Raw genomic sequence first — 11868 nt, forward strand, 5'->3', positions numbered from 1 at the left:
ATTGACATATGAAAAGTATACATAAATTAATTATAGCAATAACTGTGGGTGTGGGCGCTACGGTAACTTCATGCCAAAAGCTAAATATCCCACCAACCAATATAGTTACTCCCGACGTTATATACAGCAGCGAGGCCGGTGTCAGATCGTTCTTAGCCACTATATATACTAATCTTCCCATTGAAGATTTTAAGTACAGACCAGATGGTGGTGACGACATCAACATTAATGGCGTTAATCACCATCTTCCGGGCTTTAACCCTGGTAATCCATGGATGAATTTTTATAACACGGCCAGTGTTACCGGTGAAGAAGTTGGACCTTTCGGAGGCGTGGACGGGAGCGTGGCAGGCGGGTTTGGTTACTGGCCATACGGCGATATCAGAAATGTAAATACACTGATAGCCGAATTGCCAAAACACGTTGCTGCCCTTACTCAAACAACCGTAAATAACCTTTTAGGTGAGGCCCATTTCTTAAGGGCATACTATTATTTTGGCCTGGCCAAGCGCTATGGCGGTGTACCCATTATTACCATTCCACAGGATCCGGGAGCGCCACTGTCAACCTTGCAGGTACACCGCGATAAGGAAGAAGCTACCTGGGATTTTATAGGTACCGAACTTGACCTGGGATACCAGATGATGGCTGAAACCAGCGATGCAGGCCGTGCAAACAGATACGTAGCAGCTGCATTAAAATCAAGAGCCATGTTATATGCAGCATGCGTTGCTAAATATGGTTCAGTAAATTTTGTTGACGGGCCGGCCCGTTCAGCAGGAATTGTTGGTATTCCGGCCAGTCAGGCAGCCAAATATTTCCAGGGCGCTTATGATGCTGCCAAGTTACTGGAGGGCCACTACGCGCTTTATAATGCCAATGCAGATAAGGTTCAAAATTATGCCGACGTGTTCCTGAAAAGCACCAGCGAAAGTATCTTCATTAAACAATACTCCATTGCCACTAATACAGCACATAGCTGGGATGCCACCATGTCGCCCCGTTACATGACCGCTAATGCGCTGTCGCGCTCATACCCAACATTAGACTTCGTGCAGCTTTGGGGTAATCTGGCCGTAACCAATGATGATGGCACCCCTAAGCGTTTTGACAACCGTGCAGATCTGATGCAGGGCCTCGAACCAAGGCTGTTGGCTACCGTTTATTTCCCGGGCTCTACTTTAAGAGGGCTTACCTTTGATATGCAAAGAGGAATCTATCCTTCATTTAGCGGTACAGCAGCAGCCGAAGTTGCCAAACAGCCCAATTCCCGCTCATACGTACTGGCAGGTGATACAAAAACCCTGTACCAGGGCAAACAGATCATTGGCTTTACAGGCCCATGGACTGGTGGAGATGAGCTAACCCGCACAGGTTTCTATGTACGTAAATACATTGATTATAATAAGCCACAAGCAACTGTTGATCTGTACAGAAGCGAGCAACCCTGGATTGACCTCCGTTATGGTGAAATATTATTGAACCGTGCCGAAGCAGCAATGGAACTGGGCAACGCCTCTGATGCTTTAACCTCCATAAACCAGATCAGGAGCAGAGCGGGAGCGACGCCTTATTCCTCTATCGACCTGGATAAGGTACGCAAAGAGCGCCGTATGGAACTTGCCTTTGAGAATCAATATTACTGGGACCTGAAAAGATGGCGCATTGCCGACGTGGTATTGGATCGCGCTCACTTTAAAGGCCTGATGCCTTATTATGTGTTCAATGAAAACAAATACATTTTCCTGGCCGAGCCAGAGTTGTATAACCGCGAATACACGTTCCAAAAACAATATTATTATGAAGGGATCCCTGGCGACCAGATCGGCAAGAATCCAAACCTGCTTCCTAACAACCCTAACTATTAAGCATTAAAAATTTTAAATATGAAAAAGCTAATTAGCATTTTTTTAGTGGTCGCAGCTATCCTTACCATCTCTGCTTGTACAAAAATAGATAACTATGGTGGCCCTAACGCCTCATTTCAGGGTAATATCATTTCATCTGCAGGCGGTAACCTACCAACATCAGGCAACAGCACACAGATCAGGCTCCAACAGATCGGCTGGACAACCCCGCAAACCATCCCCAGCAAATTTGATGGTACGTTTGAAGATACCAAGCTGTTTAAAAGCGCTTACAAGGTTGTACCTACCAACGGCGCATTCTGGCCGGTAACCGATACCATAGTGGTAAACATTGCCCAGGGTACCAAGCATGATTTTACGGTTACGCCTTACATCGTTATCAAAAACTTCACTACAAGTTTAACCGGCACAACCCTAACCCTTAAGTATGACATTACCGCGCCTATTGCTGCCGGTTTGCCGACCATTAAGGACACGCAGCCTTATATCAATACTACTAAGCTTGTAGGCGCCGGGGCTTCCATCAGGGAATATTCGGATTTGTTAGCCGTAAGCATCAACAAAAACTTTACGGATCTGACCGATGCCGAAAAATCAGTAACCCTAACCGTACCAAACATGATTCCGGGCCGTACATTTTTTGTGCGGGTAGGGGTACGTTTAAGCGACAGTTTTAACAGTTCCAATTTTTCGGAAATAGTGCAGATAGATGTTCCTAAATAATTTAACCTAAACAAACAGGAAATGAAATTTATAAAAACAACGATGGTATGCTCCATCCTGATCATAGGCCTAATTGCCGGTTGTAAAAAAGAAAAATATGCCTCACGTGATACTTCGGGACTTAAACCGCCGCCTGTTGATACCACGACAGCCCCTCCACCCGATCCTACATTGGTGGTATTTGACAATGCCGACAAGAAAGATGGCTGGCAAACCGTGGGCGATGTAAACATTACCACACCGGGCCAAAAAGAAGGTGCAGGCTATATTAAAAATACCATAGCTAATGGCTCCGATTTTATGCAGTTTATCAAGGATCTGCCAACACCGCTGAATACAAAGCTTACCGAAACTAATGGGCAGTTCAAATTCTGGCTCTTTTTATCAGACCCTACCATTATTAAAGATGGCTCCATAGAAATTACCAGTTCAGGCAAGTCTGACGATCATGAGTCGGCCTGGGATGTAGCGCCTTTGGTAAGTACGTTAAAAAGCGGCTGGAACGAGATAGCCCTTAATTTTAACGTGGCTATTAAAACCAACGATGGCGGCGCAGATTATTCGGCGATAAACCATTTCCGTATATTCTTTTCCACTACCAGCAAAAGCCATCCCGACTTAACTACGGGCATAGATGACCTGGTGTTCAGGCAGGCGCCGCCCGCCCCTCCGGTTGTATTTGACGGTGCCGACCTGGCCGACGGCTGGCAAACAGTAGGCACCCCAACCATCGAAACATCAGGTGCAAAAGTGGGTACAGGGTATTTAAAAAACACCATCACCAACGGCAACGATTTCATGCAATTTATAAAGGATGTGGCCGTACCTGTAAATACAAGCTTTACCGAAGCTACCGGCAGGTTTAAATTCTGGTGGTATGTAGCTGATGTTTCTTTACTTAAAAATGATGGATCTATCGAGATCACCAGCTCCGGAAAATCAGATGACCATGAGTCGGCATGGGATGTGGCACCGCTTATACCTAATCTGAAAAACGGATGGAATGAAATAACGCTCGACTTTGACAAGGCGATCAAAACAGATGACGGAGGAGCAGACTATACGGCGATAAACCATTTCCGCATATTCTTTTTCACAACCGGGAAAGCCCATGCGGATCTTGCTACCGGGATAGACGACCTGAGGTTTATATCAAAGTAAGCGCCTTTAATTTTTACTGACAATACCGGTGGCGGGCAGCATCCCTCTACCGGTATTTAAAAGCAAATAGCAGACATAAAAATTAACCTGTTAACCCAACCCTTCATTCTACCTCAATTAAAATTTAAATGATGAGAAAGCATAAATTCGGCACTTTGCGCGTAATAGCCTTGTTTGCCATGATCAGCAGCTTTTCTATGAGCAGCTGCTCCAAAAAAACAACTGATAATCCCACGCCGCCACCGGTGGTGGTGGTTCCCCCTCCCACCACCCCTGTTGACGTTACTCCCTCGCCTGTAGGCGATGTGGTGGGTAAAGTAGTAGTGGGTTACCAGGGTTGGTTTGCTGCTATTGGCGATGGATCGCCCATCAACATGTTTTGGCATTGGTCAAACGACTGGGCAAAAGCACCTTCGCCAACCAATAAAGCTATATATGCATGGCCCGATGTGCGCGATTATACCACTACTTTTAAAACCGACTTTGCTAATCTGAATAATGGCAACGAAGCACGTGTATTTTCATCTTATACCGACCAAACTATTGATGTGCAGTTTAAGTGGATGAAAGATTATGGTATTGACGGGGCCGCTTTACAGCGCTTTAACCCAAGCGGCATAGAAGGCCCAGTGCGCGATGCCATGGCCGCCAAAGTAAAGATAGCTGCCGAAAAAAATGGCGTAAAATTTTACATTATGTATGATGTAAGCGGCTGGACAAACATGGCCACAGAAATGGAAACCGACTGGACCAATAAAATGTCGGCTTATACTTCCTCGTCAGCCTACGGTAAACAAAATGGTAAGCCGGTAGTGTGTATCTGGGGCTTTGGCTTCAGCGATGATAATCATAATTTTTCGGCTGCTTCCTGCCTGGCTGTGATCAATTGGTTTAAAAGCAAAGGTTGTTACGTTATCGGTGGTGTACCAACTCATTGGCGTAAGGAAGAAAGCGATTCCCGCCCTGGCTTCCTGGCTACTTACAAGGCCTTTGATATGTTATCGCCATGGATGGTAGGCCGCATAGGTAACGTGATCGAATCAGACAATTTTTACAATACCATCAATGTTCCGGACGAAGCTTATTGCAAGGCTAATGGCATTGATTACCAGCCCTGCGTTTTGCCCGGCGATTTAAGTGCACAGCAAAGGGCTCATGGCGATTTCATGTGGCGCCAGTTTTACAATATGAAACGGGCCGGTGCGCAAGGCATCTACATCTCCATGTTCGACGAGTACAACGAAAGCAACCAGATTGCCAAGACTGCAGAAAGCCAGGCTTTTGTACCGGCAGGATCAGGCTTTAAATCGCTTGATGAAGATGGCACCCCTTGTTCTTCTGATTATTACCTGAGACTAACCGGTGATGGGGCTAAAATGTTCAAAGGACAGATAGCCTTGACCACCGTGCGGCCAACTGTACCTAAACCATAAGTTCATATTAACCATTCAACAAAAAGCCCTGCTGTTAATAACAGCAGGGCTTTTATGTTTGCCGGAGACATATTTACTTTCTTCGTAGAGACGCCTGTGATGCGTCTCTACGTAACCACGTTATAAAAGTGGGTTTACATGGTTTACACTTTTTGGGGTTTACACTTATTTATTAAATTGATAATCAATTGATTATGATATTTTTTATTAAAAAAAACGGTTTACAGTGTAAACCATAACTTAAAAATAAAATGCCCTCTTATAATAGTAATAATCCATGATTAGACATTTGTCTAAAAAGGGTGTCATGCTGAGCTCCGTCGAAGCATGGCGGGAAGGCCTCTGCGCTCTACCCTTCGACGGAGCTCAGGGTGACAGCCGCCCTTTTTTGATATTATTGATGTGCTATGTCTAATGATAGGCTATTACCCTTATAATAGCCGCGGCTTTTACATGCAGAGACGTATTACATACATCTCTACATGTACTCCTTCCAAAATTATCTGCACATTTGCACATCCGCATATCTGCACATCTAAGACTATTTCACCCAAAAACTCCCCCGCAGCCTGATATCTTCAGACGATGATCCTATCATGATCTTAAATTCGCCGGGCTCTACAACGTGTTTCATCTCCCGGTTCCAGATCTTTAACTCTTCTGTATTTAATTTAAACTGAACCTTACCGCTTTCGCCGGGTTTCAGGCTGATACGGCTAAAGCCCTTTAATGATTTTACCGGGGTGGTAATGCTGGAAATTACATCTCGTATGTACAATTGTACTACCTCTGTACCTGCTACCTTGCCGGTATTTTTTACAGTGACGCTGATATTGACCGAACCATTAGCCGGTATACTTTTCTGACTAATATTTAAGTCTGAATACGCGAATGTGGTATAGCTCAAACCATGCCCAAAGGAGAACAAGGCCGAAGTATCCTGATCTACATATACGTGTCTTGACGTAGGTTTATGGTCGTAATAATAAGGTATCTGCCCGGTCGACCGCGGGAAGGTCATCGGTAATTTACCTGATGGGTTGATTTTTCCAAGCAGTACATCGGCAATGGCCGATCCGCCAGCCTCACCCAGGAACCATGACTCTACAATGGCCGGTATTTTTTTAGCCACAAAGTTGATGCACAAGGGCCGCCCATTAAAAAGCACCACAGCAATAGGTTTACCGGTTTTTTGAAGAGCCTCTATCAAGCGGGTTTGCCTGGCGTTAAGATCAAGATTTGATCTGTCCTTTCCTTCGCCAACTTCACCAATATCTTCGCCCAAAACCACCACAGCTACATCGGAATGGTTCACCAGGTCGACTGCCTTTTGCAGCCCTTCGCTTTGCTTTACTGCAGAAGTATCCTTGGTGGAATAACCAGCTTCATATTCAATTTTCATATCGCTGCCGGCTTTTTGCTTCAGGGCCTCCAATATGGCCACGCCTTTGCCTTCTGTGTTGGCATAACCACCCAGGTAAGTACTGGCAGCCAGCGGACCAATAACAGCAACCGAATGTGTATTGGAATTAAGCGGTAACAGCGCGTTATCATTTTTTAGCAGACTGATACCCTCCTGGGCCGTTTTCAAAGCCACAGCACGGCTCGCTTCGGTATGAAACACTTTTTTAATCAGGCTTTCATCAACATAGGGATGATCAAACAAACCCAGCATAAATTTAACCCGCAGTACATCGCCCACAGCCCGGTCAAGTTCGGACATGCTCAGTTGTTTGGTGGCCAGTGCTTTTTTGATGGCACTCATCAACTCCGTATGCGGAAAATCATAAAACTGCATATCCAGCCCGGCAGTAAGGGTTTGGGCCATCGCATCGGCTGTATTGGCGGCCACGCGGTGATTGATCATCGACATCTTGATAGCTCCCAGATCAGACAGCACAAAGCCTTTAAAACCCCATTCCTTGCGCAATACATCCTTCAACAACCATTTATTATCTACGCAGGGTATCCCGTCGAGCTCGCTGTAGGCAGCCATCATACCCAGGGCACCACCTTCTTTGATGGCTTTTTCAAACACATATAAAAACGATGATCGCGCTTCCCGTTCGCCCATATTTACGGGTGCAGTATTGCTGCCGGCTTCGGGTATGCCATGCACGGCAAAATGTTTGGGCTCGGCCAATACCGCATCAGGATCACTTACTTTGTTACCCTGTAAACCTTTTACCATGGCAACGCCATTGGCGGCTGCCAGATAGGGATCCTCGCCATAAGTTTCTTCTACACGCCCCCAGCGCGGATCGCGTGGCAGACAAAGTACCGGGCCCAAAACCATAGCAACCCCATGCGCACGCATTTCGGTAGCGATGATACGCCCGGCCTGGTGCACCAGGGTAGTATCCCAGGCCCCGGCCAATGCCAAAGGAATAGGGAAGGTTGTACTTCCCAAGCCCGAGTAACCATGCAAGCCTTCCTCAATAAACAATACAGGGATACCCAACCGGGTATGCTCAACAGCATAACGCTGTATCTGGTTGCTGATATCGCTGGTTAAAGGATAAAGGTCATGTACGGAACCGATGCCTTCGGTGCCTATGCTGATGCGGGCACTGTCTGAGTAGGATTCTGATTCATGGCCTTTCATATTGGCCACTTCATGACCACTGTACATATCCAGTTGCCTTATTTTTTCGGCAACCGTCATGCGGCTTAACAGATCGGCTACCCGTTTTTCAACCGGTAAGGCGGCATTTTGATACGGGTATTTAACAGGTGGTTTAGGCGACTCAAAAGAGCAAAACGCAGTTATTAAAATAGCCAGCGCACCGGCATACTTTTTCTTCATAAAATGTACGGTTATCAGGTTTAAATATTTTGTATATCGACAATCCGAGTGAATTGCCAACCAGGAGCTAAACTATGCGCCGCAAATAATAACACATTAATAAAACATTAACAGTGCCTGTTTAGAATATAAAATGTTATAGAATTTGCTAAAATCGATTTACCCGTGCCTGAATGGCTTTATTTTTCCTGAAGTATAAGAAGTTTAGGCCGCATCAATTTTCAGTTTCCTTTTTATAAACACCACTATAAGCATAGCAACAATTAAATAAGCAATAAAGCTCCAGGCTTTGTTTTGGTGTGCTTTAAAACTGTAAATAACTTCGCCATTTGCCTCAACCTGGCTAACCCTGCTCCCAAAATTAAGACAGTCAAGACTTAGTAAATTGTAAATACAGGAAGGGGTGTAAAGCGTAACCTTTTCGTTGATGTGTAATTGATCTCCTATCGACCAATCGCTATTTGTATTAAAATCGATATTATACGTTTGCTTGTTTTTTAAGGTAATTATCAATGAATAGTTTTGTTTACCTCCTCTGCCACCTTCATACGACGTGACCCTGACTTCTTTTGCCAGGATCAAGCCGGTAACCTTGTTTAACTGTTTAACAGTAAATAGCTGAGCAATTAACTGTCCGCATAAGGCAATACCCAACACCCATAACAACAAATTGACAATATATTTATTCCCATTCTTTTTAAAGGATGTATTGATATGATCAATAAAGGCCGGTGATAGTAGTTTGGGCATTATTAAGCACCAAATTACATAATCTTTTTATTTTTTGCTGCTACTAACCGGCGACGGTATACTATCCTGAAGCGGTATCTGCTTACGCATCATTTTGCCTGCATAGCCGGTCAAATACAGGTAATAATCGTTGGGGATATCATCCTCGTACTTCACAAAATTGCTCAAACCTACCGGTGGTTTTTTGGATGCTTTAAGTATAGCCGTGCCTTCATCAACTTCATCAAACATGGCTACGTACAGCATTTCGGCGCCGCTGAATATGGCCCCGGTGATTTGTTTCCAGTAAAACTGCCCCCGGTTACGCGGGATCTGGTTTTGCGGGCTGCGCGGGTTCATATTATGCCAGCTAAAACCCGGAAAAATCACGGGTACATAATCCAGATGGTTGGTTTTGCACCAGGCGATGTCCTCGGCAATGCGGTGTTTAAATTGCGGGTACGATTGCTCGTTATACCGGCCCACAAACCAGGGATGTATAATATCAGCTTTGCGCAGCACATCATGCAGATGCGGGTCTTTTTCGGTATCATTCCCAAAATCGCGCCAGTAGGTGGGTACACCCAGCAGCACAGAACAACCGCCATAAACCGGGTCGTTCTTTAAAAAATCAATGATCTTTTCGGCCTCGGTTAAACCGTAGCGGCGATGGTCGTTAAAGCCGATACCCCACACTGCTACCAAAGGTTTACCATTATGATACAGGTAGGTTTGTTTGTTGCCCCGGTTGGTTAGTTTCAGACTGTTAACCAGGTGTTTCCAGTCTTTGATCACCAGGGAATCGCCACCAGCCTGCATACCCGAAAGGTCATACATCACAGACACAGCCCTGTTATATTTTTGAGCATATTTAAGCACATTGCCCAGTACCACATCATTATGCGCCTTGCCGCGCCCCCTTTGCACATCACCAATAAAACGCTGTACAAATACCCCGTCGATACCGTATTGCTGCATCCATTTAAAGTGGGTTTCGGTAGATGATGCATCGTGCGAGCTGTATAGATAGGCATAGCTACTGTCGGCATGTTTAAAGGGCGTTTTATAGGTTTTTTTGTACTCGCTTACATCGGGCCATACATCAATATTAGTGTGGCCGGGTTCAAATTTCCCGTGCGAATTGTAATGGTTCCAGCCACGACCGCCGCCATCATCTGGGGCATTGAACCAGCCCTGGTAACCGGCCATCACCAGGCCTTTATAACTGGTAAATGCCGAAGTTTTGCTGTGCCTGCTTTGGCTGTAGGCAAAAGTGGTGGTCAGCAACAGTCCTACCAGTAATATGGATTGAAATTTGAAAGAATGAAACATGGGTTTATTATAAAAGGTTATAAAACCCAAATTTGTTGCCGCGGCTTAATTAATTCTTAAAAAATCATTAATTGAAAAATGGTTTAACAAATAAATGATCCGGCGTTTTTATGCACCCTTTAGAAAAACTTTTTAAACCTTAAATTTTAACACTTTTCTGCCCGAAAAGGGGCTAAAAACGTTCAAAAATCAGTTCAAAATCATCGATTTTAACACTTTTTAACAAATTTCAATACAGTTTTGAGCAGTTTTTAAAACTTTAAAAAGTATTAAACAACTAATAACCAATTAACCACATAAAAAACGATCGGTTTTTGGGCCTTATTCCCCTTTAACTAAACAGCCCGGCTTCCTGTTTTCGAGGAGCCGGGCTGCTGTTTTATACAATATACGAAAATTATTCCGGATGCTGAAATGCCTTCTAAGGGTGTCATGCTGAGCACCGTCGAAGCATGGTGGGCAGGCCTCTTCGCTCCACCCTTCGACGAAGCTCAGGGTGACAGCCCTTTTTTCGTATCACTTATTTAATCACACCCAGTTCTTTACCCACCTTGGTAAACGCGGCAATAGCCTTATCCAGGTGGTGGGTATCATGGGCAGCAGAGATCTGTACCCTGATGCGTGCCTTGCCCTGTGGTACTACCGGGTAGTAAAAACCGATCACATAAATACCTTCGTCGAGCATTTTGGCGGCGAACTCCTGGGCCAGTTTGGCATCATATAACATCACCGGTACAATGGGGTGCACACCTGGCTTGATGTCAAAACCGGCTTCGGTCATTTTTTGGCGGAAGTATTGGGTATTGCTTTCCAGCTTATCGCGCAGGGCGGTAGTTTCGCTCAGCATATCCAGTACCGCTATAGAAGCGCCGGTAATGGCTGGTGCCAGGGTATTGGAGAACAGGTATGGGCGCGAACGCTGGCGCAGCATATCAATAATTTCTTTACGCCCAGATGTAAAACCACCCGACGCGCCACCTAAGGCTTTGCCTAAAGTGCCGGTAATAATATCTATCTGGCCCATTACATTATGGTGCTCATGCGTACCGCGACCGGTTTTGCCCATAAAGCCCGAGCAATGGCTCTCATCAATCATTACCAAAGCGTTGTATTGCTCGGCCAGGGCACAAATTTTATCCAGCTGGGCAATGGTTCCGTCCATACTGAAGGCACCGTCGGTAACGATGATGCGGTGGCGCAGATCTTTGGTGGCTTTTAGTTTTTCTTCCAGGTCGGCCATATCATCGTGTTTGTAACGCTGGCGCTGGGCCTTGCATAAACGCACGCCGTCAATGATCGAGGCATGGTTCAGCTCGTCGGATATAATAGCATCCTGCTCATTAAACAGGGGTTCAAAAACACCGCCGTTAGCATCAAATGCCGCGGCATATAATATAGTATCTTCGGTACCTAAAAACTCTGATATTTTAGCTTCCAGCTGTTTGTGGATATCCTGTGTACCGCAAATAAAACGTACAGATGATAAACCATAACCATGGGTATCCATCACGTTTTTTGCCGCCTGTACCACTTTGGCATTGCCAGACAGACCGAGGTAATTGTTAGCACAAAAGTTGATCACTTCTTTACCACCCTGAACGGTAATATCAGCACCCTGTGCCGATGTTATGACGCGTTCTTTTTTATATAACCCTGCATTTTCAATGTCGGCAAGCTCCTGCTGTAAAACCGGCTTTAGTGTATTATACATATCTATACTGTTTTAGAGAGGGCAAAATTAAACATTAACAGGAATTTGAAGAGGGTAATTCGTCATTAGGCAAAATAATGTGGCAGGCCATGGTTGTTTATTGTG

Annotated in this window: 8 protein-coding genes; 4 read left to right on the plus strand and 4 right to left on the minus strand. The window is 45.1% G+C overall.

The features are described from left to right. Window positions 1–8: 8 nt before the first annotated feature. The 4 genes from AC57BQ_RS20540 to AC57BQ_RS20555 all read left to right on the plus strand — a co-directional run bounded on the left by AC57BQ_RS20540 (window position 9) and on the right by AC57BQ_RS20555 (window position 5185). Window positions 9–1868, plus strand: a complete 1860-nt coding sequence (locus tag AC57BQ_RS20540; RefSeq protein ID WP_496408041.1) for a RagB/SusD family nutrient uptake outer membrane protein — start codon at window positions 9–11, stop codon at window positions 1866–1868. An 18-nt stretch (window positions 1869–1886) separates the two neighbouring features. After that, entirely contained in the window at window positions 1887–2591 is a 705-nt protein-coding gene (locus tag AC57BQ_RS20545) for a DUF3823 domain-containing protein (RefSeq protein WP_496408042.1), read from the plus strand. Window positions 2592–2612: 21 nt separating this feature from the next. Beyond that, window positions 2613–3752, plus strand: a complete 1140-nt coding sequence (locus tag AC57BQ_RS20550; RefSeq protein ID WP_496408043.1) for a hypothetical protein — start codon at window positions 2613–2615, stop codon at window positions 3750–3752. 128 nt (window positions 3753–3880) lie between these two features. Next, entirely contained in the window at window positions 3881–5185 is a 1305-nt protein-coding gene (locus tag AC57BQ_RS20555) for a glycoside hydrolase family 99 protein (protein ID WP_496408044.1), read from the plus strand. Between the two features lie 541 nt (window positions 5186–5726). On the opposite strand, the gene AC57BQ_RS20560 is transcribed toward AC57BQ_RS20555, so the two are convergent. From AC57BQ_RS20560 to kbl, 4 genes are all read right to left on the minus strand, one after another. Beyond that, entirely contained in the window at window positions 5727–7991 is a 2265-nt protein-coding gene (locus AC57BQ_RS20560) for a glycoside hydrolase family 3 N-terminal domain-containing protein (RefSeq protein WP_496408045.1), read from the minus strand. A gap of 204 nt (window positions 7992–8195) precedes the next feature. Further along, complete coding sequence (locus AC57BQ_RS20565; RefSeq protein WP_496408046.1) at window positions 8196–8741, minus strand: hypothetical protein; 546 nt, start codon at window positions 8739–8741, stop codon at window positions 8196–8198. A 27-nt stretch (window positions 8742–8768) separates the two neighbouring features. Next, complete coding sequence (locus tag AC57BQ_RS20570) at window positions 8769–10052, minus strand: glycoside hydrolase family 99 protein (protein WP_496408047.1); 1284 nt, start codon at window positions 10050–10052, stop codon at window positions 8769–8771. Between the two features lie 520 nt (window positions 10053–10572). Next, a complete protein-coding gene (gene kbl, locus AC57BQ_RS20575) occupies window positions 10573–11763 on the minus strand; it encodes a glycine C-acetyltransferase (RefSeq protein WP_496408048.1) in 1191 nt (396 codons plus the stop codon). Window positions 11764–11868: the final 105 nt, after the last annotated feature.

This window comes from Mucilaginibacter sp. BGA-UO-ETr-C110 (assembly GCF_059567985.1).